This window comes from Streptomyces sp. NPDC002144 (assembly GCF_053593695.1).
The window spans coordinates 1-26,979 of the sequence record NZ_JBSFDB010000015.1; the positions used below are offsets into that span (position 1 = coordinate 1).

General features: G+C 70.5%; 27 protein-coding genes and 1 rRNA gene. 21 read left to right on the plus strand and 7 right to left on the minus strand.

Annotated elements, in window-relative coordinates:
• From rrf to ACWCQ1_RS22915, 10 genes are all read left to right on the plus strand, one after another.
• A 5S ribosomal RNA gene (gene rrf, locus ACWCQ1_RS22870) occupies positions 1-91 on the plus strand; the annotation flags it as partial.
• A gap of 60 nt (positions 92-151) precedes the next feature.
• Positions 152-796 (plus strand): HAD family hydrolase, encoded by a 645-nt coding sequence (locus tag ACWCQ1_RS22875; RefSeq protein WP_451027240.1) that lies wholly within the window; start codon positions 152-154, stop codon positions 794-796.
• 70 nt (positions 797-866) lie between these two features.
• Complete coding sequence (locus ACWCQ1_RS22880) at positions 867-1,568, plus strand: VC0807 family protein (protein WP_358592939.1); 702 nt, start codon at positions 867-869, stop codon at positions 1,566-1,568.
• A gap of 81 nt (positions 1,569-1,649) precedes the next feature.
• The gene (locus ACWCQ1_RS22885) at positions 1,650-2,864 is read left to right on the plus strand and encodes an MFS transporter (RefSeq protein WP_451027241.1); all 1,215 of its coding nucleotides are present in this window, start codon (positions 1,650-1,652) and stop codon (positions 2,862-2,864) included.
• Complete coding sequence (locus ACWCQ1_RS22890) at positions 2,815-3,987, plus strand: acetoin utilization protein AcuC (protein WP_133043506.1); 1,173 nt, start codon at positions 2,815-2,817, stop codon at positions 3,985-3,987. The genes ACWCQ1_RS22885 and ACWCQ1_RS22890 overlap by 50 nt, the downstream gene beginning before the upstream one ends.
• 104 nt (positions 3,988-4,091) lie before the next feature.
• On the plus strand, positions 4,092-4,907 hold the full coding sequence (locus ACWCQ1_RS22895) for a phosphatase (RefSeq protein ID WP_358592942.1): 816 nt from the start codon (positions 4,092-4,094) through the stop codon (positions 4,905-4,907).
• 129 nt (positions 4,908-5,036) lie between these two features.
• On the plus strand, positions 5,037-5,246 hold the full coding sequence (locus ACWCQ1_RS22900; RefSeq protein ID WP_016437488.1) for a helix-turn-helix domain-containing protein: 210 nt from the start codon (positions 5,037-5,039) through the stop codon (positions 5,244-5,246).
• 156 nt (positions 5,247-5,402) lie between these two features.
• On the plus strand, positions 5,403-5,501 hold the full coding sequence (locus ACWCQ1_RS22905; RefSeq protein WP_003948845.1) for a 30S ribosomal protein bS22: 99 nt from the start codon (positions 5,403-5,405) through the stop codon (positions 5,499-5,501).
• 248 nt (positions 5,502-5,749) lie between these two features.
• Positions 5,750-6,811, plus strand: coding sequence for an NAD-dependent epimerase/dehydratase family protein (locus ACWCQ1_RS22910; RefSeq protein ID WP_133043505.1), 1,062 nt, complete (start codon positions 5,750-5,752; stop codon positions 6,809-6,811).
• Between the two features lie 14 nt (positions 6,812-6,825).
• Positions 6,826-7,878 (plus strand): lysophospholipid acyltransferase family protein, encoded by a 1,053-nt coding sequence (locus ACWCQ1_RS22915; protein WP_133043504.1) that lies wholly within the window; start codon positions 6,826-6,828, stop codon positions 7,876-7,878.
• Positions 7,879-8,061: 183 nt separating this feature from the next.
• Here the strand turns inward: ACWCQ1_RS22915 and ACWCQ1_RS22920 are convergent, their stop codons facing one another.
• The 3 genes from ACWCQ1_RS22920 to ACWCQ1_RS22930 all read right to left on the minus strand — a co-directional run bounded on the left by ACWCQ1_RS22920 (position 8,062) and on the right by ACWCQ1_RS22930 (position 11,602).
• Positions 8,062-9,282: a DUF5667 domain-containing protein gene (locus ACWCQ1_RS22920; RefSeq protein WP_451027242.1), complete on the minus strand. Its 1,221-nt coding sequence runs from the start codon at positions 9,280-9,282 to the stop codon at positions 8,062-8,064.
• Positions 9,283-9,527: 245 nt separating this feature from the next.
• Positions 9,528-10,301 (minus strand): ECF subfamily RNA polymerase sigma factor, BldN family, encoded by a 774-nt coding sequence (locus ACWCQ1_RS22925; protein WP_358592949.1) that lies wholly within the window; start codon positions 10,299-10,301, stop codon positions 9,528-9,530.
• Between the two features lie 389 nt (positions 10,302-10,690).
• On the minus strand, positions 10,691-11,602 hold the full coding sequence (locus tag ACWCQ1_RS22930) for an HAD family hydrolase (protein ID WP_133043501.1): 912 nt from the start codon (positions 11,600-11,602) through the stop codon (positions 10,691-10,693).
• Positions 11,603-11,697: 95 nt separating this feature from the next.
• Between ACWCQ1_RS22930 and ACWCQ1_RS22935 the strand changes: the two genes are divergently transcribed.
• From ACWCQ1_RS22935 to ACWCQ1_RS22965, 7 genes are all read left to right on the plus strand, one after another.
• Complete coding sequence (locus ACWCQ1_RS22935; RefSeq protein WP_358592952.1) at positions 11,698-11,979, plus strand: glutaredoxin family protein; 282 nt, start codon at positions 11,698-11,700, stop codon at positions 11,977-11,979.
• 246 nt (positions 11,980-12,225) lie between these two features.
• Positions 12,226-12,990 (plus strand): redox-sensing transcriptional repressor Rex, encoded by a 765-nt coding sequence (locus ACWCQ1_RS22940; protein ID WP_133043499.1) that lies wholly within the window; start codon positions 12,226-12,228, stop codon positions 12,988-12,990.
• Complete coding sequence (locus ACWCQ1_RS22945) at positions 12,987-14,801, plus strand: glutamyl-tRNA reductase (protein WP_451027243.1); 1,815 nt, start codon at positions 12,987-12,989, stop codon at positions 14,799-14,801. Before ACWCQ1_RS22940 ends, ACWCQ1_RS22945 begins: the two co-directional genes overlap by 4 nt.
• On the plus strand, positions 14,798-15,757 hold the full coding sequence (hemC, locus tag ACWCQ1_RS22950; protein WP_133043497.1) for a hydroxymethylbilane synthase: 960 nt from the start codon (positions 14,798-14,800) through the stop codon (positions 15,755-15,757). The genes ACWCQ1_RS22945 and hemC overlap by 4 nt, the downstream gene beginning before the upstream one ends.
• A complete protein-coding gene (locus ACWCQ1_RS22955) occupies positions 15,754-17,457 on the plus strand; it encodes a uroporphyrinogen-III synthase (RefSeq protein ID WP_451027244.1) in 1,704 nt (567 codons plus the stop codon). Before hemC ends, ACWCQ1_RS22955 begins: the two co-directional genes overlap by 4 nt.
• Positions 17,458-17,578: 121 nt before the next feature.
• Positions 17,579-18,571: a porphobilinogen synthase gene (gene hemB / locus ACWCQ1_RS22960; protein ID WP_451027245.1), complete on the plus strand. Its 993-nt coding sequence runs from the start codon at positions 17,579-17,581 to the stop codon at positions 18,569-18,571.
• A gap of 312 nt (positions 18,572-18,883) precedes the next feature.
• Entirely contained in the window at positions 18,884-19,252 is a 369-nt protein-coding gene (locus ACWCQ1_RS22965) for a DUF805 domain-containing protein (protein ID WP_358592960.1), read from the plus strand.
• Between the two features lie 5 nt (positions 19,253-19,257).
• On the opposite strand, the gene ACWCQ1_RS22970 is transcribed toward ACWCQ1_RS22965, so the two are convergent.
• The gene (locus tag ACWCQ1_RS22970) at positions 19,258-19,590 is read right to left on the minus strand and encodes a hypothetical protein (RefSeq protein ID WP_358592962.1); all 333 of its coding nucleotides are present in this window, start codon (positions 19,588-19,590) and stop codon (positions 19,258-19,260) included.
• A gap of 146 nt (positions 19,591-19,736) precedes the next feature.
• Between ACWCQ1_RS22970 and ACWCQ1_RS22975 the strand changes: the two genes are divergently transcribed.
• The 3 genes from ACWCQ1_RS22975 to ACWCQ1_RS22985 all read left to right on the plus strand — a co-directional run bounded on the left by ACWCQ1_RS22975 (position 19,737) and on the right by ACWCQ1_RS22985 (position 22,894).
• Positions 19,737-20,639, plus strand: coding sequence for an SAM-dependent methyltransferase (locus tag ACWCQ1_RS22975; protein ID WP_451027246.1), 903 nt, complete (start codon positions 19,737-19,739; stop codon positions 20,637-20,639).
• Positions 20,640-20,742: 103 nt separating this feature from the next.
• Positions 20,743-21,954, plus strand: coding sequence for an aminotransferase-like domain-containing protein (locus tag ACWCQ1_RS22980; RefSeq protein ID WP_451027247.1), 1,212 nt, complete (start codon positions 20,743-20,745; stop codon positions 21,952-21,954).
• Between the two features lie 82 nt (positions 21,955-22,036).
• Positions 22,037-22,894, plus strand: coding sequence for an arylamine N-acetyltransferase family protein (locus ACWCQ1_RS22985; RefSeq protein ID WP_451027248.1), 858 nt, complete (start codon positions 22,037-22,039; stop codon positions 22,892-22,894).
• Between the two features lie 7 nt (positions 22,895-22,901).
• Here ACWCQ1_RS22985 and ACWCQ1_RS22990 read toward each other — a convergent pair whose 3' ends face one another.
• On the minus strand, positions 22,902-23,672 hold the full coding sequence (locus tag ACWCQ1_RS22990; RefSeq protein WP_451027249.1) for a DUF4253 domain-containing protein: 771 nt from the start codon (positions 23,670-23,672) through the stop codon (positions 22,902-22,904).
• A gap of 146 nt (positions 23,673-23,818) precedes the next feature.
• Here ACWCQ1_RS22990 and helR point away from each other — a divergent pair, with 146 nt between their 5' ends.
• The gene (gene helR, locus ACWCQ1_RS22995; protein ID WP_451027250.1) at positions 23,819-25,981 is read left to right on the plus strand and encodes an RNA polymerase recycling motor ATPase HelR; all 2,163 of its coding nucleotides are present in this window, start codon (positions 23,819-23,821) and stop codon (positions 25,979-25,981) included.
• Here helR and ACWCQ1_RS23000 read toward each other — a convergent pair.
• The gene (locus ACWCQ1_RS23000; RefSeq protein WP_358592973.1) at positions 25,959-26,147 is read right to left on the minus strand and encodes a DUF397 domain-containing protein; all 189 of its coding nucleotides are present in this window, start codon (positions 26,145-26,147) and stop codon (positions 25,959-25,961) included. The genes helR and ACWCQ1_RS23000 overlap by 23 nt on opposite strands.
• A complete protein-coding gene (locus tag ACWCQ1_RS23005; RefSeq protein ID WP_451027251.1) occupies positions 26,144-26,971 on the minus strand; it encodes a helix-turn-helix domain-containing protein in 828 nt (275 codons plus the stop codon). The genes ACWCQ1_RS23000 and ACWCQ1_RS23005 overlap by 4 nt, the downstream gene beginning before the upstream one ends.
• Positions 26,972-26,979 lie beyond the last annotated feature (8 nt).

The following is a 26,979-nucleotide window of genomic DNA, read 5'->3' on the forward strand; positions in this document are numbered from 1 at the left end:
GCCCGGTTACATTCCGAACCCGGAAGCTAAGCCTTACAGCGCCGATGGTACTGCAGGGGGGACCCTGTGGGAGAGTAGGACGCCGCCGAACAATTATTGAGAAAACCCCGCACCTTTCCGGTGCGGGGTTTTCTGCGTTTACAGTGACTCCATGCGCTACGACCTCGTCATCTTCGACAACGACGGCGTCCTCGTCGACAGTGAGCCCATCTCCAACCGGCTCCTGGCCGCCTATCTGACCGAGCTGGGGCATCCGACGTCGTACGAGGACTCCATCCGGGACTACATGGGGTCGGCGATGCACCGGGTGCATGACCTGGTGCTGGAGCGGACGGGACGACGGCTCCCGGACGACTTCGACGACGTCTTCCATGGGCGGGTGTTCGCCGCCTTCGAGCGGGAGTTGGAGGCGATGCCCGGGGCCGTCGACGTGCTGGGGAAGCTCGCGGCGGACGGGGTGCCGTACTGCGTGGCGTCCTCCGGGAGCCATGAGCGGATTCGGGTGGGGCATCGGAAGACCGGGCTGGACCGGTGGTTCGGGGAGGAGCAGATCTTCAGCTCCGAGGACGTGGGGCGGGGGAAGCCGGCGCCGGATCTGTTCCTGTACGCGGCCGAGCGGATGGGTGTCGCGCCGGAGCGGTGTGTGGTCGTCGAGGACAGTCCGCTGGGGGTGCGGGCGGCTGTCGCGGCCGGGATGGACGTCTACGGGTTCACCGCCATGACGCCGGCCGCCAAGCTCGCCAGGGCCACCCAACTGTTCAGCGACATGTGTGAGTTGGCAGGGCTGCTCGGCTGACAAATGTCATGCCGAGCCCTGGACGATCGTTTCTACTGCCGCGGGGGTGCCCTCCGCGAAGGTAGAGGGCATGACGACGAAGACGAGCAACACCGAGAAGGCGAACAAGCAGAGCACCTTCGGGCCGCTGATCGTGGACGTGGCGGTGCCCGTCGGGTCGTACTACCTCTTCAAGGACGCCTTCGGGGTCGGCACCTTCGCCGCACTGGCGCTGAGCAGTGTGGTGCCGGCCGTGCGGACCGTGTGGAGCGCAGTCAGGGAGCGGAGGGCGAACTCGCTCGCCGCGCTCATCCTGGTGGTGAACGTGGTGTCCTTGGCGCTGAGTTTCCTCTCGGGCGACCCGCGGCTGATGCTCGCCAAGGACAGCGGGGTCAGCAGCGTGATCGGGATCGCCGTCCTGGTGTCGGTGGCGATGGGTCGGCCGATGATGACCGAGGGGTTCAAGCCCTTCCTGACGCGCGGGGACGCGGCGAGGGAGGCCGCCTGGGAGCGGCTGGCGGTCGGGTCGGCGGCGTTCCGGCGGCTGGAGCGGGTGTTCTCGGTGGTGTGGGGCGTGGCCCTGCTCGCTGAGTGCGCCGTGCGGATCGTCGGGGCGTACACGGTGCCCGTCGACACCATGGTCTGGCTCGGGTCGGTCATCCTCGCGGGCACGATCACGCTGGCCCTCTTCGTCAGCCGTAAGGTCGCCGCCGAGCCGATGGCGCGGATGGTCACCGCCGAGGTGGCCGCCGCCGACACCGCCGAGGTTCCCGAGGTCGCTGTCGCCGCCTGAAGGCACCGAAGGTAAAGGTGAAGGAAATTCATCTTTGGCTTGATCTACCCACAGGTAGCCAGGGGCCCTACGCTCGCCGCCATGACAGATGTCTTGCGGCGCGGTAGGGCCTCTTTGGCGTTGAGCTTCTTCGCCCAGGGCGCCACCTTCGCCCTTCTGGTGACCCGCATCCCGGCCATCCAGGACCGGTACGGCGTCTCCGACGCGCTGCTGCCCGCCTTCCTGGCCGCCGTGCCCATCCTGGCCGGCGTCGGAAGCGTGACGACCGAGCAGCTGGTGAAGCGAATACGGCCCAGCGTGCTGCTGCGCTGTCTGCAGCCGGTGGTGATGCTGGCGCTGGTCGGTGTCGGGTCGGGGGACCAGCTGGCCGAGCTTGGGATCGCGCTGGCCGCCTTCGGGCTGGCCGTGGGCGGGCTGGACGCCTCGATGAACATGCTCGGGGTGAGCCTGCAGCGGTCGTACCGGCGCAGCATCATGCTCAGCTTCCATGCCGCGTTCAGTCTGGGCGGCATCGTGGGGGCCTCGCTGGCCTGGGTGGGGGCGCACTGGCATCTCGCGCTGTGGGTGTCGTATCTGCCGGTCGTCGCGGTGCTGCTGCCGGTCGTGCTGATCGGGAGCCGGTGGTATGTCGACGCCGATCCCGTGGCCGTGTTGGCGGAGGAGCGGAGCCAGGGGCAGTCGGTCGTCTTCAAGCTGCTGCTGCCGCTGTGTCTGGTGATGACCTTCGCGTACATCGGGGACTCGACCGTCTCCAACTGGAGCGCCAAGTACCTGAAGGACGTGCTCGGCAGTTCGGAGCAGCTCTCGACGGTGCCGTACAACGTGTACATGGTGACCACGCTGGTGGGGCGGTCGCTGGGGGACCTGGGGGTACGGCGGTTCGGGGCCGTGGCGGTCGTGCGGCTGGGGGCGGTGGTGGCCGCGGGCGGGTTCGCCGTGGTGGCTCTGGCGCCCGGGCCGTGGGTCGGGATGCTGGGGTTCACTCTGCTGGGGCTCGGGCTGTGTGTGCTGGTGCCGCAGACCTTCGCGGCCGCCGGGCGGTTGTTCCCCGGGGCGTCCGACGCGGCCGTGGCGCGGCTGAATGTGTTCAACTACGTCGGCTTTCTGATCGGGTCGCCGCTCGTGGGGGCGCTGGGGGACGCGTGGAGCTACCGCTGGGCGATGCTCGTGCCGATGGTGTTGGTGCTGGTGACCCTGGTCTACGCCCGCTCGTTCGCTCCCGCGTCGGACCGATACGGTGGCGGGCATGAGCGGCCGCGCACAGCTGATGTGGGACGAGGCAGTAACGGGCTATGACTTCGGTCCGGACCATCCGATGGACCCGGTCCGGCTCGCCCTGACCCGGCGGCTTGTCGACGCCTTCGGGCTCGACAAGGACGTCCATGTGGCGGCTGCCAAGCCCGCCGGGGAGTCGACCCTGCGGCTCGTCCACCGGGAGGACTACATCGCGGCCGTGAAGGCGGCCTCGGCGGATCCGGGGGCCGCGGACGGGGCGTACGGGCTCGGGACGATGGACGATCCCGCCTTCGCCGGGATGCACGAGGTGTCGGCGATGATCGCCGGACAGTCGGTGGGGGCGGCGGAGGCCGTGTGGCGGGGTGAGGCGCTGCACGCCGTGAACTTCGCGGGCGGGCTGCACCACGCGATGCCGGGCGGTGCGTCCGGGTTCTGCATCTACAACGACGCCTCGCTCGCGATCGCGCGGCTGCTGGAGCTGGGGGCCGAGCGGATCGCCTACGTCGACGTGGACGTGCATCACGGGGACGGCGTGCAGGCGGCCTTCTGGGAGGATCCGCGGGTTCTGACGATCTCCCTGCACGAGCATCCGCGGACGCTGTTCCCGCAGACCGGGTGGCCGGAGGAGACGGGCGCGGACTCGGCGGAGGGGTCGGCGGTCAACGTCGCGCTGCCGGCGGGGACCGGGGACGCGGGGTGGCTGCGGGCTTTTCACGCGGTGGTGCCGGAGCTGATCGCGGACTTCCGGCCGCAGGTGCTGGTGAGCCAGCACGGTGCCGACACGCACTTCGAGGATCCGCTCGCGCATCTCGCCGTCTCCCTGGACGCGCAGCGGGCCGTGCAGGTGGCCTGTCACGATCTGGCGCACGAGTACGCCGACGGGCGGTGGGTCGCGCTGGGCGGTGGCGGTTATGCCGTGGTCGAGGTCGTGCCGCGGTCGTGGACGCATCTCGTGGGGATCGCGGCGGGGCGGCCGGTGGAGCCGGAGGCGATGATCCCGGAGGGCTGGCGGCAGGAAGTCTTCGCGCGGACCCGGCAGTTGGCGCCGGCGCGGATGACGGACGGGCGGTGGCCGGTGTCCTTCGCGGGCTGGGACCAGGGGTACGACCCCGCCGACCGCCTGGACCAGGCGGTGCTGGCGACCCGGCGGGCGGTGTTCCCGCTGCGGGGGCTGCTGGCGTAGCCGGCCCGGGGAACGGCCGTGCCGCGTACGGCCCGTTACGCCAACTGTGGGGTGTTTGGCTGTTCGTGTGGTCCGGGCCGTGGCCGTCCGTCACCATCGCTGACGTGTTGAGCACCGAGGCCCTGCGAGCCCATCTGCTGGCCGCTCGTCTCGCCGGGGCCGTCGCCACCTCGCGGGAGGAGAGTCTGCGCAGTTATCGGCTCTTCGCCGCGCGGGATCCCCGGGTGCTGATCGGTCTCGATCCCGAAGGGAGGTGGCGGGAGCGGGATGTGATCGGTTTGATGGCGGACAAGTGTGGGGTTTCTGGCGATCCTGGCCATGTTTCCGGTCATGATGTGATCGATCCCGAACGGACACTGGTCGCTCTGGACGCGTTCGCCGGGCGTCTGGCCGTGGTGGCCCAGCGTGGCGCTCCCGTGCTGCTCGGCACCGGACACCCGCACCGGCTGCTCGGTTTCTACGCAGCCTTGGCGGACGCGCTGTCGGCGGCGGGATGTGACGTCCTCACACCGGCGCATGGTCGCCGTGTCGACATAACGACCCGGTTCGGTCTACGTACGTACAACCTTGAGTACGTACGAGGTGTCGCGCTCGTCCGGCAACCCGGTGCCGCTCGACCCGGTTGTGCGACCGGCGCACACACGCACTCACCGCTCCCGGTTCGACTGGCGCTGGCGGCGGCCGCGGAGGGCGGCGGGCCGCTGCCCGAGCTCGTCGTCGGAGACCACGGCTGGGTCTGCGGGGCAGGTCAGCTGGGGTTCGAGGCCATCGGTCTCGCCGATACGGACGACCCCGCGCTGTTCGTGGGGGAGGCCGAGGGGCGCGTGTCCGTCGTCGTTCCACTTGATGACGCCGTGCGGTCCGCTTACTACCGGCCGCTGACCCGCTACGTACTCAATCGAGCGTGTCTGTCACAGTAGGCCTGCGATGGGTGCACCTCTTCCCCACTCGCATCACCCGCCCCTACATTGGGGAGTGAGCACGCAGCGACGAAGAGTCACCGGAAGGGGAAGCCGGTGGCCGTCGAGTGCGGAAGGTTCAGGTGTGTCATGGCTGCTGAGCAGAGGCCTCTGAGCGAGGTTCAGTTCCTTACCGTGGCGGAGGTCGCCTCGGTGATGCGAGTGTCGAAGATGACCGTGTACCGGCTGGTGCACAGCGGTCATCTGCCCGCGATCAGGGTGGGGCGGTCCTTCCGCGTCCCCGAGAACGCGGTTCACGAGTACCTCCGCGAGAGTTACGTGGGGGTGGAAACCGCCTGACGACGTGGCTTCGGGGAGATCCTCAGGGCACTTCGGGATCTCCCCCGGCAACCTCGATTACGACCTCAGCGCTCGGACCGGTAGGCTAGCCCCTCGTAGGTCGTGTGGGCCCATGGCGCCCAAACACCGAGTGATGAGAAGTGAGCGAGGGTAGTCGTGGGCTCTGTTATCAAGAAGCGGCGCAAGCGGATGGCCAAGAAGAAGCACCGCAAGCTGCTCAAGCGCACGCGCGTTCAGCGTCGCAACAAGAAGTAAGCGGCGCCGTAGAGCGTGTTCTGTGGCCCCCCACCAGACTGGGTGGGGGGCCACACGCATATGCGCTCCCGGCGTGTCGGTGCCTACGCACGCGATTCACATGGCTTGCTCTGTTCGTACGTCTGTGGATGTCGTTACTTCGTGCATTGGGCGGTCATCACAGCGCAACATCGACCCGCTAAGTTGGCCGCACACGGGGAACGCGGCAGGCTACGACTACCGGACGGTCTGGAAGGAAGGCGCTGATCTTGGGCAAGGTCGTGCTCGTGACCGGAGTGGCCCGCAGGCTCGGGGGCCGGTTCGTACGACGGATTCAGCGTGACCCGCAGGTGGACCGGGTCATCGCCGTGGACGCGGTCCCTCCCGAGCACCATCTCGGGGGTGCCGACTTCATCCAGGCCGACATCCGGCAGCCCGGTATCGCGCGGGTCCTCGCGGAGACCGCCGCCGACACGGTCGTACACCTGGACGTGACGGCGATGGCGCTGGGCAGTGGCAGCCGGACCACGGTCAAGGAGACCAACGTCATCGGCACCATGCAGCTGCTGGGTGCCTGCCAGAAGTCGCCGACGGTGAAGCGGCTGGTGGTGAAGTCCAGTACGAACGTCTACGGCTCCGCGTCGCGCGACCCGGCCGTGTTCACCGAGACGACCCCGCCCAAGTCGCTGCCCTCCGGCGGGTTCGCGAAGGACGCGGTCGAGGTCGAGGGGTATGTGCGCGGATTCGCGCGGCGGCGGCCGGATGTGGCGGTGGCCGTGCTGCGGTTCGCCAACATCCTGGGGCCGGCCGCGGACACCCCGCTCGCCTCGTATTTCTCGCTGCCCGTGCTGCCGACCGTGTTCGGCTACGACCCGCGGCTGCAGTTCGTCCACGAGGACGACGTGATGGAGGTGCTGCGGATCGCCTCGCACGAGCCGGAGCGCGGCACGCTCAACAGCGGCACCTTCAACATCGCCGGTGACGGCGTGCTGCTGCTGTCGCAGTGCTCACGGCGGCTCGGCAAGCCCACCGTGCCCCTGCTGCTGCCCGCCGTCACCTGGGCCGGCTCGCTGGTGCGTACGCTGGGAATGACGGACTTCTCGCCCGAGCAGATCCGGCTGCTGACGCACGGCCGGGTCGTGGCGACGGACCAGATGCGAGAGACGCTCGGCTTCAGGCCGAAGTACACGACCGCGGAGACGTTCGCGGACTTCGCCCGCAGTCACGGACCCGGACTGCTGCCGCCGGAGGCCCTCGCTGGGGCCGTCGACCGGATCGCCGCACTGCCCGTCCTGGGCGGTGGCCACCCCCCGACGCAGAGCGCCAACTGAGGAGCGCATCAACGATGGCGGACGCCAAGGTCATTCCGTTCGACGACGACCGGTCCCGCGGGGGCGCCGTGCAGCGGCCGACGCGGCGCCGGGGCGCGGGGAGCAGGCGCAAGAACGCGGATTCCGCGCTGGTCGGTGAGGTCCAGCCCCTGCCGGGCAGGGGTCCGGCGCAGGATGATGTTCCCGTGACGCGTGAGGAACAGCCGGCCGAGAAGCCGCGGGACGACGGTGGCCTCGAGCGCCGGATCGCCGGGGGGCTGGACTTCCTGCGCCGGCGCCTCACCGGCGACTACGAGGTCGACGACTTCGGGTACGACGAGGAGCTGACCGACCAGGTCCTGATGTCCCTGCTGCGCCCGGTGTACGAGAAATACTTCCGGGTCGAGGTGAAGGGCGTCGAGAACATCCCGGCCGAGGGCGGTGCGCTGATCGTCGCCAACCATTCCGGGACGCTGCCGCTGGACGGTCTGATGATGCAGGTCGCCGTCCACGACCACCACCCCGCCGGCCGGCATCTGCGCCTGCTGGCCGCGGACCTCGTCTTCGTGCTGCCGGTGGTCAACGAACTGGCCCGCAAGCTCGGCCACACCCTGGCCTGCGCGGAGGACGCGGAACGGCTGCTCGGGCAGGGCGAGTTGGTCGGGGTCATGCCGGAGGGCTTCAAGGGCATCGGCAAGCCCTTCAGCGAGCGCTACAAGCTGCAGCGCTTCGGCCGCGGCGGCTTCGTCTCCACGGCCCTGCGCAGGGGCACACCGATCATCCCGTGCTCGATCGTCGGCGCGGAGGAGATCTACCCGATGATCGGCAACGCGAAGACCCTGGCGCGCCTGCTCGGCTTCCCGTACTTTCCGTTGACGCCGACCTTCCCGTGGCTGGGTCCCCTGGGTGCCATTCCGCTCCCGACCAAGTGGACGATCCAGTTCGGCGAGCCGATCCTGACGGACGGCTATCCGCCGGAGGCCGCCGAGGACCCGATGCTGATGTTCAACCTGACGGACCAGGTCAGGGAACAGATCCAGCACACCTTGTACAAGCTGTTGGTGCAGCGGCGGTCTGTCTTCTTCTGAGGCGAGTGGCGGTTGGGAGGGACGACGGACGGAGTCCGGCGCGGCCGTGCGAAGCCCGCGGAGCGGTGCGAGTGCGGCGGACAAGAGGGGCCAAGCTGTTGGTGCAGCGGCGGTCTGTTTTCTTCTAGGGGTACGACAGTGGGGGCGCCCCTCCTGGAAGGGGCGCCCCCACTGTCGTACCGGCTAGGAGTTTGTTTCCTCGCCGTTGATGCCCAGGCCGGGGAGGATGCCTGGGAGGAGGGGTGGGATGGTGACGTCCGGGTTGGTCGTGGGGGACTTGGTCTCGGACGGGGAGGCGCTGCCGCTGGACTTGGGCGGGTCGAGCAGGCCGCCCGTGTTGCCGCCTAGCAGGCCGTCGTTGCCGGTGGACGCCGACTTGCTGGGGCCGCTGGAGTGGCCGGTCTCGGAGGTGCCGTCGCCGCCCGTGCCGGGTGCCGTCGAGCCGTGGCCGGAGCCGGACGTGCCCGTCGACGCCGTACCCGAGCCGTGCCGGCCGCTGTCGCCGCCCTGGGCCGGGGGCTGGGGGAGCAGCGACTGCAGCGGGGCGACCTCTTCGTCTATGGCGGCGAACACCGACGACACCTGCTCACTGACGTCCCCGAGCTGGACCGGGAGCTTGTCGCGCAGGGCGCCCCAGGCCTCGCGGTGGGAGCGGGAGAAGACGGAGAGGGCCTGGATGGGCCCCAGCTGGTGCGGATCGCGCTCGTACGCCTCGTGCAGCAGGCGGTGGCCCTCGCTCGCGTCGTGCGTCATGCCCGACAGGGTGCGCCGGATCTCGCCCAGGGACTCGTGGTCGAGATGGCCGCCGCGGCCCCGGTCGAGCAGCCGACGGGCCTCGTTGAACCGGGTGGAGGCCAGGTCGAGATAGGCCTGGCCCTGCTCGTCGGCGCCGTCGGTGAGGTAGTTGAGCTTGAAGTCCTCGATGCCGCGCTTGAGGCCGTAGAGCGAGTCACCGGGCAGCGCGTCCGAGCTGGCGGCGGCGACCCCGCCGAAGGCTCCCGCGGCGACACCGACACTGAGCCCGCCCGCGGCGAGCCCCTTGGTCAGCCGGGATCGCGGACGCAGCTTGCCCAGCCCACTCGCCCGGTGCGAGCCTCCGGCTCGGTGGGAGCGCTGCTCGGGCACCGCAGCATCCGCCGCCTCGCCACCCGCGCCCTCCTGCAGCATGGCCTCGAACGCGGCCACCAGCCGGGCCCGCTGGACGACCTTGACCTCGGGGTCCAGCTCCGGCTTGGGCAGCTCGCCGAGGTCGACCACCAGGGCCAACAGCTCGGCCTGATCGGTCCGCTCCGCCACCAGTGGGGGCGATTCGGACTGCTCGGCCGCCGTGTCCCGGTCGGGCTGCTCGTCCAGGGCCTGGGCGAAGGCGTTCGCCCGCCGGTGCGCCGATACGTTCGCGATCACTGGCGGCACCTCCTCTCGTCATGACGGTCGACTCCCCAGGGGGTCCTGAGGGTTGCACGCCCCGACGACATCCACACGATCGGGCGATCGAAGTCGGCCGGGGAGTGACCACAGGGAGCCTGCATCCCGCACAACGAGCGGCGCGGCACTTGGGTTACGGACGGCGGATGAACGGATCGAGGAGTCAACGGACTTTCACTGTGGGCGAGTTGGGCGTCACTGAGGGTGCCGGTACCGGTGCCGGCTCAGCGGGCGTCGTCCGGCAGAAGACGGGCGAGGGTGCGGACGGCCCGGTACTGGAGCGTCTTGATCGCGCCCTCGTTCTTGCCCATCACGCGCGCGGTCTCGGCGACGGACAGGCCCTGCAGGAAGCGGAGTGTGACGCACTCCTGCTGCTGCGGGTTCAGCCGGCGCACGGCGTCCAGCAGCGCGGCGTTCGACAGGGACTCCAGGACGGAGTCCTCGGGCGAGCGCTCGACCTCGTTGGCGTCGAGCATCTCGCCGGTGGTGACCTCCAGCCGGAAGCGGCTGGACTTGAAGTGGTCGGCCACCAGGTTGCGGGCGATCGTGACCAGCCAGGCGCCGAAGTCGCGGCCCTGCCAGGTGAACGTGCCGATGCGACGCAGGGCGCGCAGGAACGTCTCGCTGGTGAGGTCCTCGGCGGTGGCCTTTCCGCCGACGCGGTAATAGATGTACCGGTAGACGGTGTCGCTGTACTGGTCGTAGAGGCGTCCGAAGGCGTCGGCCTCGCCGGCCTGGGCGCGCTCGACCAGGTCCATCATCCGCGCGCTGTCGCTGTCCGCGGCCGGACGGCGGACGGTGGTGGTACCGGCCGTACGACCGCGTCTGCCGACGGCGGCGCCGCCGTCGGCGAGCGCGTAGCACGGGCCGACGGGGGTGGTGGCTACGGCGAGAGCGGGGACGGCGTACGCGGTGGGGACGAAGTCGCGCAGCAGCCGTTGGACCGTTGCGCGCAGCGTAGCCAGGCCCGAGGCGTCAACCCCGACGTGTGAGGACACGGGACTCCCAGAGGCAGAGCTTCCATCACGTGCAGTGCGGGACCGTTCACCCGTCGTAGCGACGGAGGGGTACCGGTTTGCGTCTGAGGAGAATAACGCTTCGTGCAGGCGCTGCTACACCGAGTTGCTCAAATCATCGATTACGTCGCTTCTGTAACCGAATGACGCCCTGTCAAGTGCCGGAGAGTGACCGGTTGTTGATCGGAAGGGACCGGGTTGGGGGTGGGATCAGGGCGTGTTGTGGCTGTGCGCCGACAAGAGGACTGTCGGCACATGCAGCGGGGTACGCCTTGTGTTTTGGGTGCGCGTCCGTTGTGGTTGCTCGCGCCCACGCGGCGGAGCCGCACATCGATACAGACCCGCGCCCCTGAAGCGCCCCTGCGGGGCGCTCAGCGGCGGCGTCGGCTGATGGCGATCGCGGCTGCAGTGCCGCCTGCCACCGCGCCCACTCCGGCCGCCGCCGGGATGCCGACCTTCGCGGCCTTCCTGCCCGTCCTGTAGTCCCGCAGGCGCCAGTCGAGGTTTCGGGCGTGTTTGCGGAGCTTGGTGTCCGGGTTGATGGCGTAGGGGTGGCCCACCAGGGACAGCATGGGGATGTCGTTGTGGCTGTCGCTGTAGGCGGCGCAGCGGGAGAGGTCGAGGCCCTCCGCCGCGGCCAGGGCGCGGACCGCCTCCGCCTTCGCGGGGCCGTGCAGGGGCTCGCCGACCAGCTTGCCCGTGTAGACGCCGTCGACCGACTCGGCGACCGTGCCGAGGGCGCCGGTGAGGCCGAGACGGCGGGCGATCACCGTGGCGATCTCCACCGGGGCCGCTGTGACCAACCACACCTTCTGGCCGGCGTCCAGGTGGGCCTGGGCGAGGGCGCGGGTGCCCGGCCAGATGCGCTCGGCCATGTACTCGTCGTAGATCTCCTCGCCGATCGACTGCAGTTCGGCGACGCGGTGGCCCTTGACGATGGACAGCGCGGAGTCGCGGGCCTCCTGCATGTGCTCGGGGTCCTCGACGCCGGCGAGGCGGAACCAGGCCTGCTGCCAGGCGAACCGGGCGAGGTCGCGGGTCTCGAAGAACTTCCGCTTGTACAGGCCGCGGCCGAAGTGGAAGAGGGCAGCACCTTGCATCACGGTGTTGTCCAGGTCGAAGAACGCGGCAGCCTTGTCGTCGCCGAGGACCGGGAACTCCGGTTCCTCATGGGGGACGTCCTGCGAGGACTTGCGCGCGGCCTCCGCCGAGGCCTCGCCTGCCAACACGCTCCGCGCCGTGGCGGAGCGCCTACGGGGAGTGAGCCATCCGAGAGCGGCCATGCCCGTGAGCATAGCCATTCTGTTGGATGGTTCCGGAGTCGAGAGGTTTGGAGGCTGTGAACACTGCACGACCGTGTCGTTAAACAGGCGGGACAATGGCCGACATGGCTTCCATCTTCCGGCGTAAGCCCGCTCCGCATGAGCGGTTGGTCACTCTCATCGGCAAGCCCGACTGCCATCTGTGCGAGGACGCGCAGCTCGTCGTGGAGAAGGTGTGCGGCGAACTCGGCGTGCCCTGGGAGCAGAAGGACATCACCCGGGACCGGGCTCTGTACGACGAGTACTGGGAACAGATCCCGGTCGTGCTCGTCGACGGGAAGCAGCACACGTTCTGGCGTGTCGACGAGGGCCGGTTGCGCCGGGAACTGACTGATTAGTACAAGACGGCCCGGACGTCGCTTAGGATCGACGGAGATCTGGTCTCGGGGGCGGGATTCGCGAGGAGAGTGTCGGTTTTGCCCCCTGGGATGCGCCTGGGACGTATGTGCGTGACCCCGGTCACGTTGCCCGGGCAAATCGGACACCATCTTTGTGCACGCGTTCACAAAGACATAGCCTGCATTCGACGGGGCGGTCCAGGAACGTGTGACCGCCTGCAGCCCCGCTCTACCCGCAGGAGCACCGTGGCAACTGGCCGAACTCACCGACCGGCGACCCGTAGCCGAGGGATTCCCGAGGCCACCGTCGCCAGGCTTCCGCTGTACCTCCGAGCCCTGACCGCACTGTCGGAGCGCTCGGTACCCACGGTCTCCTCCGAGGAGCTCGCGGCCGCGGCGGGGGTCAACTCCGCCAAGCTCCGCAAGGACTTCTCATACCTGGGCTCGTACGGCACCCGCGGTGTCGGCTATGACGTCGAGTACCTCGTCTACCAGATCTCCCGCGAGCTGGGGCTCACCCAGGACTGGCCGGTCGTCATCGTCGGCATCGGTAACCTCGGCGCCGCCCTGGCCAACTACGGCGGGTTCGCCTCCCGTGGCTTCCGGGTCGCCGCGCTGATCGACGCCGATCCGGCGATGGCCGGCAAGCCGGTCGCCGGGATCCCCGTGCAGCACACCGATGACCTGGAGAAGATCATCGAGGACAACGGCGTGTCGATCGGTGTGATCGCCACTCCCGCCGGTGCCGCCCAGCAGGTCTGCGACCGGCTCGTGGCCGCCGGGGTCACCTCCATCCTGAACTTCGCGCCGACCGTGCTGTCCGTGCCGGACGGCGTCGACGTGCGCAAGGTCGACCTCTCGATCGAGCTGCAGATCCTCGCCTTCCACGAGCAGCGCAAGGCCGTGGAGGAGGGCGCGGCGGCCGACGGTTCGCACCCGGCCGCCGCTCCGCGCGAGGAGTCCGCCGAGCAGGGACCCGACGGGGACGTACCCGCCGTGATGCCGGCATGAGTCTCCTCGTCGTCGGGCTGAGCCATCGCAGCGCCCCGGTCAGCGTGCTGGAGCGGGCCACGCTGGGGATGGACGCCCAGGTCAAGCTGTTGCAGGACACGGTCGCCGCGGAGCCGGCGAGCGAGGCGGCGGTGCTTGCCACGTGCAACCGGATCGAGTTGTACGCGGACGTGGACAAGTTCCACGCGGGGGTCGCCGAGCTGTCGACGCTGCTGGCGCAGCACAGCGGGGTGGGGCTCGATGAGCTGACGCCCTATCTGTACGTGCACTACGAGGACCGTGCCGTCCACCATCTGTTCTCCGTGGCCTGCGGGCTGGACTCGATGGTCGTCGGTGAGGGGCAGATCCTCGGGCAGATAAAGGACTCGCTGGCCAAGGCGCAGGATCTGCACACCGCCGGGCGACTGCTCAACGATCTGTTCCAGCAGGCGTTGCGGGTCGGGAAGCGGGCGCACTCCGAGACGGGGATCGACCGGGCCGGGCAGTCGCTCGTGACCTTCGGTCTGGAGCAGCTGGCCGCCGGTGCGGATGTGCAGGCGTGGGCCCGGGGGAAGAAGGCGCTGGTCATCGGGGCCGGGTCGATGTCGTCGCTGGCGGCGGCGACGTTGGCGCGGGCCGGGGTCGGTGAGGTGGTGATCGCGAACCGTACGGCTGATCGGGCCGAGCGGCTTGCGGAGATCCTCTCCGACGGGGGTGACGCGGGGGTTGCGGCTCGGGCGGTGTCGATGGAATCGGTGCCGGGTGAGCTGACACGTGCCGATGTTGTGGTGTCTTGTACGGGGGCCACTGGTCTGGTGCTGTCGGCTGAGGCGGTTGCCGCGGCGGTTTCTGGACGCGGTGTTCTGGACGTGCCGGATGCGGTAGCTGGCCGGGAGGACGTCGCGCGACTCGGCGCTGGCGAGGTGCCGCCCCGCTTTGGGTCGGGAGCCGCCCTAGGCGGCACGAATGCCCGCAGCTTGAGCGGCGAGGGCGACGGCGCCGACGCGACTGCCCGCGGCCTGGGCGGTGGCGATGAGAGCTGTCCGCTTGATCTGGCCCCTATACCGGCCGTCGCCGACTTCTCCGTGATCGGGGAAGGGGCCGTGGCCGGGATGGCTGCTGCTGAGCTTGAGCAGCATGCTGCCTGGGTGGACAACGCGCCTCGGCCGCAGACGGGCGGGGCCGGTGCCTCGTTCGATCCCGCGCAGGACGCCGACGCCATCGTCGCGCTGGCCGCGCTCGCCGCCACCGTCGGACGGATCCCGGAGCGGCGTAAGCCCGAACCCGTGGTCGGGCCGCCGCGGCCCGCGCCCGTGCTGTTCCTGCTGGACCTGGCCATGCCCCGGGACATCGACGCGGCCGTGCACCGGCTGGGCGGGGTGCGGCTGGTGGACATCGAGTCGCTGGCCGAGGCGTCCGCGGACGCGCCCATGGCGGCCGACGTCGACCAGGTGCGGCGGATCGTCGCCGACGAGGTCGCCGCCTTCGGGGCGGCGCTCAGGGCGGCCCACATCACACCGACCGTGGTGGCGCTGCGGACCATGGCCGCCGATGTCGTCGCGAACGAGATCGCGCGGCTCGAGGGGCGGCTGCCGGAGCTGGACGACAAGCACCGCGCGGAGATCACGCAGACAGTGAAGCGTGTCGTCGACAAGCTGCTGCACGCGCCGACCGTACGGGTCAAGCAACTCGCGGCTGAGCCGGGCGGGGCTGGGTACGCGGACGCGTTGCGCACCCTCTTCGACCTGGACCAGGAGACGGTCGCGGCCGTCTCCCGCGCCGAGCGCGCCGACGACGAACCCGAGAACAGCAAGGACCGAGGGCCGGCATGAGTGACAGGACACTGAGACTGGGGACCAGGCGGAGCAGACTCGCCATGGCCCAGTCCGGGCAGGTGGCGGAGGCCGTGAGCCGGGTGACCGGCCGGCCCGTCGAGCTGGTCGAGATCACCACGTACGGCGACACCTCCCGCGAGCACCTCGCGCAGATCGGCGGCACCGGCGTGTTCGTCACGGCGCTGCGCGACGCGCTGCTGCGGGGGGAGGTCGACTTCGCGGTTCATTCGCTCAAAGACCTGCCGACCGCGCAGCCCGAGGACCTGGTCCTGGCCGCCGTACCGGAACGCGAGGACCCGAGGGACGTCATCGTCGCCCGGGACGCGCTGAAGTTCACCGACCTGCCCCGCGGGGCGCGGATCGGAACGGGTTCGCCGCGGCGGATGGCCCAGCTGAACGCGTACGCGCGCGGGCACGGGCTCGACATAGAGACCGTGCCGATCCGGGGGAACGTCGACACCCGGATCCGGTACGTGCACGACGGTGAGCTGGACGCCGTCGTCCTGGCCGCCGCCGGCCTGAGCCGGATAGGCCGGATCGACGAGGTCACCGACTTCCTGTCGATAGACACGGTTCTGCCCGCCCCCGGCCAGGGGGCCCTGGCGATCGAATGCGCCGCGGACCACGCGGACCTGATCGCCGCGCTCGGCGAACTCGACGACCCGTTCACCCGGGCCGCCGTGACCGCCGAACGGTCACTGCTCGCCGCCCTGGAGGCCGGCTGCAGCGCCCCTGTGGGCGCGCTGGCCGACCTTCTGGCCGACGGGCAGATTGTCAAGGAAATGCGCCTGCGAGGCGTCGTCGGCACGACCGACGGCGTCCGTACGGTGCAGCTGTCCACCACCGGTCCCGTGCCCGAGACATACGACCAGGCAACGGCGCTCGGCCGTGAGCTCGCGGCCGAGATGCTTGCCCAGGGCGCGGCCGGTCTGATGGGGGAGCGAGCACAGTGAGCCCCACCACCCTTCCCACCGGCCTCGATCACGGGCACGTCACCTTCCTGGGTGCCGGACCCGGGGATCCGGGACTGCTGACTCTGCGCGCCGTTGAGGCGCTGGCGAACGCGGACGTCCTCGTCGCCGAGCACGACGTGCTCGACGTGGTGCGCCAGCACGCCCGGCAGGGCGTCGCCGAGGTGCACACGGACGGGGGTCCTTCGTCGGACCCTGTTCCGGGCACGGGCACACCTCAGCTGGCGGTCGTTGACGGCACGTCAACAACCGTTGGGGCCCCCGCGGTACGGGATGCCGCATATCTTGTCATGGAGGCCGCGCGGGGCGGCAGGCGGGTCGTCCGTGCGGTGTCCGGGGACCCCGGTCTGGACGCCTACGCCGCCGGGGAGATGCTGGCGTGCGTCCGTGAGGGCGTTCCGTTCGAGGTCGTGCCGGGTGTCGCCGCGGCCGTCGGCGTGCCCGCGTACGCCGGTGTGCCGCTGCGGGACGCCGAGGGCGCCGACGTGCGGTTCGTGGACGCGCGTACGGCCTCCGACCGGTGCTGGACGGAGGTGGGCGCCTCGGACGGCACGGTCGTCGTCTCCACGACGCTCGACTCGGTCGGCGCGGCGGCGGGCGAGCTGGTGTCGGCCGGCCGTAAGCCGGACACCCCGATTACCGTCACGGTCGCCGGTACGACCACTCGGCAGCGGACCTGGACCGCGACGCTCGGCACGGTCGCGCAGACGCTGAAGCAGGCGAAGGTGCTGCCCTCGCCGGACGGCGGCCGGCCGGTGATAGCCGTGGTCGGTGAGCGTTCCGCCGCCGCCCAGCGCGACCAGCTGTCCTGGTTCGAGAACAAGCCGCTGTTCGGCTGGAAGGTTCTCGTGCCGCGGACGAAGGAGCAGGCGGCGTCGCTCTCCGACCAGCTGCGGTCCTACGGGGCCGTGCCGCACGAGGTCCCGACGATCGCCGTCGAGCCGCCGCGCACGCCCCAGCAGATGGAGCGGGCCGTGAAGGGGCTCGTGACCGGGCGCTACGAGTGGATCGCGTTCACCTCGGTGAACGCCGTCCGAGCCGTGCGGGAGAAGTTCGAGGAGTACGGGCTCGACGCCCGGGCCTTCGCGGGGATCAAGGTCGCCGCGGTGGGCGAGCAGACGGCGAAGGCGCTGGTCGCCTTCGGTGTGAAGCCGGACCTGGTGCCGAGCGGGGAGCAGTCCGCGGCCGGTCTGCTGGAGGACTGGCCGCCCTACGACCCGGTCTTCGACCCGATCGACCGGGTGTTCCTGCCGCGCGCCGACATCGCCACCGAGACCCTGGTCGCCGGGCTGATCGAGCTGGGCTGGGAGGTCGACGACGTCACCGCGTACCGGACCGTGCGGGCCTCGCCGCCGCCGGCGGAGACGCGGGAGGCGATCAAGGGCGGCGGTTTCGACGCCGTTCTGTTCACGTCGTCCTCGACCGTGCGGAACCTCGTGGGCATCGCGGGCAAGCCGCACAACGTGACGGTGATCGCCTGTATCGGCCCGGCCACCGCGAAGACCGCCGAGGAGCACGGGCTGCGGGTGGACGTCATGGCCCCGGAGCCGTCCGTGCACAAGCTGGCGGAGGCGCTCGCCGACTACGGCCTACGCCGCCGTACCGCCGCGCTGGAGGCCGGGGACCCGGTGACCCGGCCGAGCGAGCGACGGCCGGGGGCCCGGCGACGCCGGACGACCTGAGGAGTCGGTGGAGCGTCCCGTGCGTCGCGTGCGGGGCGCTCCGCCCGTTTCCGGTGCAGCGGGTGGGCGCTCGACACGGCGTCGGCAAAGGTGCTCCCGGGGCGGGCGTAGCGTAGAGGGCATGTCGAAGTACGGATCGTTTCCCGGTACCCGACCCCGTCGGCTGCGGACCACTCCCGTGATGCGGCGCATGGTCGCCGAGACGCGGCTGCACCCGGCCGACTTCATCCTCCCCGCCTTCGTGCGGGAGGGTGTGAGCGAGCCCGTGCCGATCGCCGCGATGCCCGGTGTCGTCCAGCACACGCGGGACAGCCTGAAGAAGGCGGCCGCGGAGGCGGTGGAGGCCGGGATCTCCGGGATCATGCTGTTCGGGGTGCCGGAGGAGTCGAAGAAGGACGCCATCGGGACGCCGGGCACCGACCCGGACGGGATCCTGCAGGTCGCGATCCGCGATGTGCGGGCCGAGGTCGGCGACGAGCTGTTGGTCATGTCCGACCTGTGCCTCGACGAGACGACCGACCACGGGCACTGCGGTGTGCTCGACGAGCAGGGACGCGTCGACAACGACGCGACGCTGGAGCGGTACGCCGAGATGGCCCAGGTGCAGGCCGACGCCGGCGCTCATGTCGTGGGCCCCAGCGGCATGATGGACGGGCAGATCGGGGTCATCCGGGACGCGCTCGACCAGATCGGCCGCGAGGACGTGGCCGTCCTCGCCTACACCGTCAAGTACGCCTCCGCCTTCTACGGCCCCTTCCGCGAGGCCGTCGGCTCCTCGCTCCAGGGTGACCGCAAGACGTACCAGCAGGACCCGGCCAACATCGGTGACGCGCTGCGGGAGCTGGCCCTGGACCTGGAGGAGGGGGCCGACATGGTGATGGTCAAGCCCGCGGGCCCCTACCTCGACATCGTCGCGCGGGTCGCCGACAGCGTGGACGTGCCGGTGGCCGCCTACCAGATCTCCGGCGAGTACTCGATGATCGAGGCCGCCGCCGAGAAGGGCTGGATCGACCGCGACCGGGCGATCCTGGAGGCCCTCACCGGCATCAAGCGGGCCGGTGCGCGGAACATCCTGACGTACTGGGCGACCGAGGTGGCGCAAAAGTTGCGCTGAATCGGCAACGGTACGGAACAGATCAGGCCTCGAATCGGCCACCGACCTGCATCGGAACGCCTTCGGTTCGGCAACGGAAGCAACTCGACCGCGTGAACTCGCGTTGCCCGGCGGGCGATTCACCGTGGCTGGTGATGGATCTTGGGTGGATCTGTCCGTATTTGCGGACACCTGTGCGGCAGCCATGGGGCAGCCACGGGAAATGGTGGGCTCGCCATGGGGAATTGACGAGTTCTCGTCAGCATCCCTACCTTCTGCGCTTGGCCTGATCCGTTCCGGATGGTCCGAACGTCGATCCCTGGGGGACGCACCATGAGCTGGTTTCTCGAAGTGCTGAAGAAGTACGCGGTGTTCAGCGGGCGCGCGCGCCGCAAGGAGTACTGGATGTACACCTTGTTCGTCGGCATCATCTACGTGGTGCTGAGCGTGCTGTCCGTCGCGACGAAGTCGTCCGCGTTCTCGATCCTCCTGGTCATCTTCTGGCTCGCCATCCTGCTCCCCAGCCTGGGTGTCGGTGTCCGCCGGCTGCACGACACCGGCCGCTCCGGCTGGTGGCTGCTGTTCGGGATCGTCCCGCTCGTCGGCGGCATCACGCTGCTGGTCTTCACCTGCCTGGACAGCGAGCCGGGTCCGAACAAGTACGGCCCGAACCCGAAGGAGGCGCCGGTCTACGCCGGCTGATCTCCTCAGCGACCTCCGAGGCCGCCCGGCTCTCCGCCGGGCGGCCTCGTCGTGTGCGGGGGGCCGGGGGCGCGCAGGGACCGGGCGTGACTGGTCGCCGGGCCCTCGTCCTTGAGACCCGTGCCGTCCTGGCATCCCGTCAGGCCGAGCGCGACGAGCGCGGCGAGGAGCAGGGCGGTGAGCGAGCGGCGGATGGCGGGCATGGTCGTGGGGGCCTTCTGTGGGATGGCTGGGGTGCGGGCCTCAGCCTGAGTGATGATCGCCCGCCGGCGCCACAGTCCGCCCGGGATTCGGGACGCCGAGGCGGCGGGATGGTCTCTGACCAGCAGGGATGTCATTTCCCGCAGGGGGTTCGTGGGACGGCTCGCGGGTGCCGGAACGGCCGGATCGCCGGTCGGGCACCATCAAGTCCGGCCGGGAGTTAGGTTGTTGGCGACTGGTCGCGGTCGCCCGTACGACCGCCTCGACTCCCCAGGAGACACCCGTGTCCGGTGACGCACTGAGCCAAGACCCCGCCCTGCTGCGCGGCAGGATCGACACCACCAAGGCGCACCCGGCCCGGGTCTACGACGTCTTCCTCGGCGGCAAGGACAACTACCCGGTCGACCGCGCCGCGGCCGCCGCCGGACTCGCCGCCAACCCGCGCGGCTACCTCGACGTACGGCACAACCGCGACTTCCTGCGCCGCGCGGTGAACACGCTCGCCCAGGACGACGGCATCCGTCAGTTCCTCGACATCGGCACCGGCCTGCCCACCGCGGAGAACGTCCACCAGATCGCCCAGCGGATCATCCCCGACTCCCGGGTGGTGTACGTCGACAACGACCCGGTGGTGCTCACCCACGCCCGTGCCCTGCTCACCAGCGGGCCCGAGGGCCGTACGGACTACGTCGACGCCGACTTCAACAACCCGGCGCACATCCTCGAACAGGCCGCGAAGACGCTTGACTTCGACCAGCCGATCGCGCTCTGCCTGGTGGCGATCCTGCACTTCGTCAAGGACGCGGATGCCTATCCGATCGTGCGCGAGCTCGTGGAGGCGCTGCCCGCCGGGAGCCGGCTGGTGCTCAGCCACCTCACCGAGGACCTCAACCCCGAGAACATCCGGGCGGTCCAGCGCACGTACACCGAGCGGGGGTTCACCTTCGTGCTGCGGTCGAAGGCCGAGGTCGAGCGGTTCTTCACGGAGAACTCCCTCGACATCGCCGAGCCCAGGGTCGTCCCCGTCCACCGCTGGCGGGCCGACCACGCGGCCCCGGTCCCGGAGCAGCCCGAGGCCTCCTACCTGGAGACCCTCGACGCGATCGAGAAGGTCCGGTACGCCGACATCAACGACGTGACGGACGCCGACATCAACGTGTACGCGGGGATCGGCCGCAAGGCCTGAGAGGCGGCTGTGTCCGCATCCCGGAAATCTCGTTGTAGGCGGCACGCACATCCCTAGGCTGCGGGCACGAACCGTCGTCCCGCAGCCGCCAGGAGCCGTGCCCATGACCGTCGTGCCCGCCCTCGCCCCCGTCCCGCCGCTCGCCGCGCGCGCCCGGTCCGTCGGCGGTTCGCCGGTCCGGGACATCCTCGCCGTCACCGCGCGCCCCGAGGTGATCAACTTCGCGGGCGGGCTGCCGGCGCCCGAGCTGTTCGACGTGGAGGGCATCGCGGAGGCCTTCCGCGCGGTCCTCGCCGAGTCGCCCGCGCGGGCCCTGCAGTACTCGACGACGGAGGGCGAACCGGCCCTGCGGGAGGCGCTGGCCGCCCGTACGTCCGCGCGGGGACTGGCGACGGCGGCCGACGACGTCCTCGTCACCACCGGCTCCCAGCAGGCACTCTCCCTGCTGGCGACCGCCCTGCTGGAACCCGGCGACACGGTCCTCGTCGAAAGCCCCTGCTATCTGGCCGCGCTCCAGGCCTTCGCCTTCGCGGGAGCCCGGATCGTGCCCGTCCCGTGCGACGCGGACGGAGTGGACCCCGGGGCTCTGGAGGACCTGGTGGTCCGGGAGCGGCCGAAGCTCCTCTACACCGTGCCCACCTTCGAGAACCCGACCGGCCGCACCATGCCGGCCGCCCGCCGGGCCGCCGTCGCCGGGGTCGCGGCCCGGTGCGGGCTGTGGATCGTCGAGGACGACCCGTACGGCGAGCTCCGCTTCGAGGGCGAGCGGGTCCCGTGGATCGCCGCCTGCGCGGGGGCCGGGGACCGGGCGGTCCTGCTCGGCTCCTTCTCCAAGGTCATGGCGCCGGGCCTGCGGCTGGGCTGGCTGCGGGCCCCCGCCGAACTGCGGCGGGCCTGCGCGGTCGCCAAGCAGGCGGCCGACCTGCACACCCCGACCGTCAACCAGCTCGCCGCGGCCCGCTACCTGGCGGACCGGGACCTCGACGCGCACGTCGCCCGGGTCGCGGACGCCTACCGCGAGCGGCGGGACGCGATGCCGGCGGGACTGCCGGACGCCCTGCCGGAGGGCTCGGCCTGGGAACGCCCCGAGGGCGGCATGTTCCTCTGGGCCCGCCTCCCGGAGTCGTACGACACCACGGCCCTGCTGCCGGAGGTGGTGCGCCACGACGTGGCCTACGTCCCCGGGGCACCCTTCTACGCCGGCGCCCCGGACCGCTCGACCCTGCGGCTGTGCTTCGTGACCCAGACGCCGACGGAGATCGCGGAGGGGCTTCGGCGGCTGGGGAGGGCGCTGAGGAACCAGGACCGGACCTGATCCAGGCCTAGGGCGAAAGGCAGGGTCGGGGTCCGACTCCCGGAGGACGGACGCGGTGGCTGGGGGTGTCTACGGTGAGGGCATGTCCGACACAGTGGAGTTCGTGGAGTCCGACCTTGACGTGTACCTCGGGCGGATCGGCTGGGAGGGGCCGCGGCGGGCCGACGCCGAAACCCTCCGGGGGGTGCATCTGGCGCACATGCGGGGCATCCCCTTCGAGAACCTGGACGCCCTGCGCCGTACGGCTCCCTCGCTGGCGCCCGCCGACCTGATGGCCAAGCTGGTGCGGGGGCGGCGCGGCGGCTACTGCTACGAGCACAACACGCTGCTGGCGGGGGTCCTGGAGGCCCTCGGGTTCGGAGTGACGCGGCTGACGGCACGGGTCGTGGTGGGTGCCGACCGCATCGAGAGCCGCCCGCGCACCCATATGGTCCTGCTGGTCGAGGTACCGGGCGAGCCGCTGCCGTATCTCGCCGACGTCGGCTTCGGGGCGCTCGGCGCGCTGCTGGAACCGGTGCCGCTGGTCGCCGGCACCGAGTTCCGGGACGCCGGGCGGCGGCACCGGCTGGTGACCGTGCCGCACCCGGGGCCGCTGGAGCTGTGGGTGCTGCAGGCCTACGGCGACGAGAAGGGCGGTGTCGCCTCGGACGGGCCCTGGCAGGCGCAGTACGCGTTCACGCTGGAGCCGTTCGAGCGGGCCGACTTCGAGGTCATCAACTGGCACGTCGCCACGAACCCGCGCTCGCCGTTCACCCAGCGGCTGTATGTGCAGAGCGTCGACGCCGAGCGCCATCTCCTGCTGCACGGACGGGTGTTGACGCAGACACGGTCCGACGGGTCGGTACAGGAGCGGGAGTTGGCGGACGAGGACGAGGTCAGGCGGCTGCTGGAAGGGGAGTTCGGGGTCGTGGCGCCAGAGGGGATGGCCTTGTTGCCGTGACGCCCGGTCAGTCCCACCAGAAGTGCCACACCTGCCGGTTGACGAGCTGGTTCTCGGCGTATGCCGTCAGCGTGGTGTCGCTGCCCTGCCAGATGTTGTCCGGGCAGAAGGCGAAGTGCTCGGCGGCCAGGGCTTCCGCCTCGGCGAGCGTGGTCGGCGGGGTGGCCACGGACGCCAGCAGGTGGTCGAAGCCGAGGGCGATGACGCGTATGCCGAAGCGGTCCTCCCAGGAGCGCAGGACGGAGCAGAGGCGGCCGGTGTCGTCCTCGTGGTTCGCCGGGCCCATCCAGCCGATCGCCGCGGGGATGTCGGCGCTGCGCCGAGCCGGCACGAGGGCGAGCCGGGGGTCCTTGAGCGGACCTCCGTCGAGCAGGGAATCCACGAGGTCCGAGGCGGTGGCGTCGGGGTCCTGAGCGGTCCCGGGTGGGGCGTCGGCGAGGCCCGGCCAGTCGGCGTCCTCCTCCGCGCACTCCTCCCAGAACTCGGTCAGCACCTCTTCGGCGTCGTGGTCCCCGGGGTAGGACATCTCGGCAGGCGCCAACTCCCACTCCGAGGGCCCGTCTTGGTCACCGCCCACGTCGACGAGGACCGGAAGCAGACCGACAGCCGGTGCCGTGAGGCGGAGAGCGGCCCAACTCTGTGCCGTCGCCTGTTCCTCCGCCAGCCACAACAGGGGTTCGTGCCAGGGGCCTTCGGTCGTCTCGTCGACCAGTCGGCCCGCGGGCAGCTCCAAGCCGAGGGACGTGAGCCTCGGAAGGGGATTCGGAAGTGTCGCCATGTCGGTGACTGTAGAGGGAGGCACTGACACCACACTCCCCGCCACTTTCAACCTATAGCTCATGGGGGGCCTTGCGGCAAGGCCCCCCTCGTGGCGCACAATCGCAGGCCGAAGCCGAGAAGCCGGGTAAATGGGGGATTCAGGAAGTGTCTGTGTCTTTGTCCGCGTTCGACCTTTCCGACAACCTCACCGCCAAAACCGACCCCGCGCTGATCGCCCGCGACGAGCAGCAGTTCGCGGACATCGCGGCGAGCCTGGAGCAGGCGATCGCCGAGGTGTCCGAACGCCTCGACGCCGAGCTCAAGGCGCCCGGCGGCATCGGCCAGGCCGCCATGGACCGCGACATCGAGGTGCACCGGCTGAACGGACGGCTGCGCACCCTGCGCCGCTTCGGTCTCGACCTGTGCCTCGGGCGCATGGTCGAGGCCGACAACCCCGAGCAGCCCGTCTACATCGGCCGTCTCGGGCTCACCGACAACGACGGCCGCCGCCTGCTGACCGACTGGCGCTCCCCGGCCGCCGAGCCCTTCTTCGCGGCCACCCACGCCAACCCGATGGGCCTGGTCAGCCGCCGCCGCTACCGCTGGACCGACGGGCGGATCAGCGACTACTGGGACGAGGTTTTCACCCCCGACCAGCTGGAGCACAACGTCGCGCTCGACGACCAGTCCGCCTTCATCGCCAGCCTCGGCACCAACCGCTCCGAGCGCATGCGGGACGTGCTGGCCACCATCCAGGCCGACCAGGACGCCATCATCCGCGCGGGCTCCCGGGGCGCGCTCGTCGTCGACGGGGGTCCCGGCACCGGCAAGACCGTCGTCGCCCTGCACCGCACCGCCCACCTCCTCTACTCCGACCCCCGCCTCGGTCAGCGGCGCGGCGGCGTGCTGTTCGTCGGCCCGCACCGGCCGTATCTGGCGTACGTGTCCGACGTGCTGCCCAGCCTCGGCGAGGAGGGCGTGCAGACCTGCGTCCTGCGGGACCTCGTCACCGAGGGGGAGGCGGCGGGCGTGGAGCGCGATCCGGAGGTGGCCCGGCTGAAGGCCACCGCGGACCTGGTGAAGGCGGTCGAGAAGGCCGTCCGGTTCTACGAGGAGCCGCCCACCGAGGGCATGACGGTCACCGTCGACCGGGTCGGCATCCCTCTCACCGCCGCCGACTGGTCCGAGGCCTTCGACGCCCCGGAGCCCGGCACCCCGCACAACGAGGGCCGCGACCAGGTCTGGGAGAGGCTGGTCGAGATCCTGATGGACAAGTACGACGGCGACGTGCCCCCTGACCTGTTCCGCAGGGCGCTGCGCCGGAACGAGGAGCTGAACGCGGCACTCGGCCGCGCCTGGCCGTTGATCGAGGCGGCCGACCTGGTCGGGGACCTGTGGTCGGTGCCCGCCTATCTACGCTTGTGCGCTCCCTGGCTCGACCGGGACGACGTACGACGGCTCCAGCGCGCCGAGCCGCAGGCCTGGACGGTGTCGGACCTGCCGGTCCTGGACGCGGCCCGGCAACGGCTCGGCGATCCCGAGGCATCCCGGCGCAGGCGCCGGCACGAGGCCGAGGTCGCCGCCGAACGCGCCTACCGGGCCCAGGTCACCGAGAACCTGCTGCGGACCGACGACGACTGGCAGCGCATGCTGATGACCATGCTGAAGGGGCAGGACCTGCAGAACTCCCTGGTCCCCCTGGACGCGCCGCCCGCCGCCGAACCGGACCTGCTCGCGGGCCCGTTCGCGCACATCGTCGTCGACGAGGCGCAGGAACTCACCGACGCGGAGTGGCAGATGCTGCTCTCACGCTGTCCGTCCCGCAGCTTCACCATCGTCGGCGACCGCGCCCAGGCCCGGCACGGCTTCACCGAGTCGTGGCGGGAGCGCCTCGAACGGGTCGGACTCGACCGCGTCGAACTGGCCTCCCTGACCGTCAACTACCGCACCCCGCAGGAGATCATGGCGGAGGCCGAGCCGGTCATCCGGGCCGCGCTCCCCGACGCCAACGTGCCGACCTCCATCCGCAGCGGCGGAGTCCCGGTCACGCACGGCCCGGCCACCGACCTGGACGCGGTCGTGGACCGCTGGCTCGCCGAGCACGCCGACGGCATCGCCTGCGTCATCGGGGCCCCCGCCTATCGCCCACCGAACCCCCGGGTCCGCTCACTCACCCCGGAACTGTCCAAGGGGCTCGAATTCGACCTGGTCGTCCTGGTCGACCCGGAGAGCTTCGGGGACGGCATCGAGGGCGCGGTCGACCACTATGTGGCGATGACCCGGGCGACCCAACGGCTCGTGGTGCTCAGCAGCACCCGCTCGCGGTGAAGGCGGCCCAGGCGGCGGGGGTGACCTGAAGGGTGGGGCCGGTGTCTGCGGGGTTCTTGGAGTCGCGGATGTGGACGGTGTGGGGGGCGAGGGCGACTTCGATGCATTCGCCGCCCTCGCTGCCGCTGTAGGTCGACTTGAACCACTGAAGTGCCTCGGTGCTCATTGCTCTCCTAGCAGACGGTCCAGCAGGCCCCTCGACTCCAGCGGGGACAGGGCCTGTGCTCGCAGCATCGCATACTTGCGCGCGAGGATGGACACCTCATCTGCGTCGGAAACCCACTGGCTGCCGCGTTGGCCCTCGATGTAGGCCAACTGCTGATGGTCGGGGGTCTCCAGCAGGACGAAGGGGCCGTCGAGCCCGGCGTGCGATGGACCGCTCATGGGCAGGAACTGGAGCGAAACGCAAGGGAGTTCGGCGCAATTGCGCAGTTGGCGGAGCTGCTCCCCGCGCACCTCCGCTCCTCCGATCGCCAGGTGCAGCACCGGCTCCCAGACGACGAAGCTGAGCGTTGGCGGGTTCTTGCGGTGCAGGATCTCCTGTCGTTCGATACGTGCCGCAGCCTTCGTCTCGATCTCCTGCTCGTCGTAGGCCGGAACACGCTCCCGCAGTACCGCCTCCGCGTAGGCCCGCGTCTGGAGAAGGCCGGGCAGCACCTGGTTGGCATGAAGGGACAACGCGATCGCCTCCCGCTCATGCTCCATGTACAGCTCCGCCCACATCGGAAACTGGTCGATGTCCGGGAGGTTGGCCACGCCGGCCGACAACGTGCCCTTGGTCTGGAGGGTCTCGTCGAGCACGGCGGCCAGGTCCGGCTTCAGCGCCCGCCTGCCCTGCTCGATCGAGGCGATGGTCTCCTCGTCCACCCGGACCGCTGCGGCGAGGGAGCTCTGGGTGAGGCCCGCGGCGCGACGCGCGGCGCCCAGTTGCTTGCCCAGCATCTTCATGGACGTGAGGTTCTTCGGCCGCGGTGGCCTCCTGGCGCTCATGCAGGACT

Excerpts from the sequence above, each read along its gene's own strand:
- ACWCQ1_RS22875 (WP_451027240.1), top strand. The coding sequence starts at position 152 with ATGCGCTACGACCTCGTCATCTTCGACAACGACGGCGTCCTCGTCGAC.
- ACWCQ1_RS22880 (WP_358592939.1), top strand. The coding sequence starts at position 867 with ATGACGACGAAGACGAGCAACACCGAGAAGGCGAACAAGCAGAGCACC.
- ACWCQ1_RS22885 (WP_451027241.1), top strand. The coding sequence starts at position 1,650 with ATGACAGATGTCTTGCGGCGCGGTAGGGCCTCTTTGGCGTTGAGCTTC.
- ACWCQ1_RS22890 (WP_133043506.1), top strand. The coding sequence starts at position 2,815 with ATGAGCGGCCGCGCACAGCTGATGTGGGACGAGGCAGTAACGGGCTAT.
- ACWCQ1_RS22900 (WP_016437488.1), top strand. The coding sequence starts at position 5,037 with ATGGCTGCTGAGCAGAGGCCTCTGAGCGAGGTTCAGTTCCTTACCGTG.
- ACWCQ1_RS22915 (WP_133043504.1), top strand. The coding sequence starts at position 6,826 with ATGGCGGACGCCAAGGTCATTCCGTTCGACGACGACCGGTCCCGCGGG.
- ACWCQ1_RS22930 (WP_133043501.1), bottom strand. The coding sequence starts at position 11,602 with ATGGCCGCTCTCGGATGGCTCACTCCCCGTAGGCGCTCCGCCACGGCG.
- ACWCQ1_RS22935 (WP_358592952.1), top strand. The coding sequence starts at position 11,698 with ATGGCCGACATGGCTTCCATCTTCCGGCGTAAGCCCGCTCCGCATGAG.
- ACWCQ1_RS22945 (WP_451027243.1), top strand. The coding sequence starts at position 12,987 with ATGAGTCTCCTCGTCGTCGGGCTGAGCCATCGCAGCGCCCCGGTCAGC.
- hemC (WP_133043497.1), top strand. The coding sequence starts at position 14,798 with ATGAGTGACAGGACACTGAGACTGGGGACCAGGCGGAGCAGACTCGCC.
- hemB (WP_451027245.1), top strand. The coding sequence starts at position 17,579 with ATGTCGAAGTACGGATCGTTTCCCGGTACCCGACCCCGTCGGCTGCGG.
- ACWCQ1_RS22965 (WP_358592960.1), top strand. The coding sequence starts at position 18,884 with ATGAGCTGGTTTCTCGAAGTGCTGAAGAAGTACGCGGTGTTCAGCGGG.
- ACWCQ1_RS22970 (WP_358592962.1), bottom strand. The coding sequence starts at position 19,590 with ATGACATCCCTGCTGGTCAGAGACCATCCCGCCGCCTCGGCGTCCCGA.
- ACWCQ1_RS22980 (WP_451027247.1), top strand. The coding sequence starts at position 20,743 with ATGACCGTCGTGCCCGCCCTCGCCCCCGTCCCGCCGCTCGCCGCGCGC.
- ACWCQ1_RS22985 (WP_451027248.1), top strand. The coding sequence starts at position 22,037 with ATGTCCGACACAGTGGAGTTCGTGGAGTCCGACCTTGACGTGTACCTC.
- ACWCQ1_RS22990 (WP_451027249.1), bottom strand. The coding sequence starts at position 23,672 with ATGGCGACACTTCCGAATCCCCTTCCGAGGCTCACGTCCCTCGGCTTG.
- ACWCQ1_RS23000 (WP_358592973.1), bottom strand. The coding sequence starts at position 26,147 with ATGAGCACCGAGGCACTTCAGTGGTTCAAGTCGACCTACAGCGGCAGC.
- ACWCQ1_RS23005 (WP_451027251.1), bottom strand. The coding sequence starts at position 26,971 with ATGAGCGCCAGGAGGCCACCGCGGCCGAAGAACCTCACGTCCATGAAG.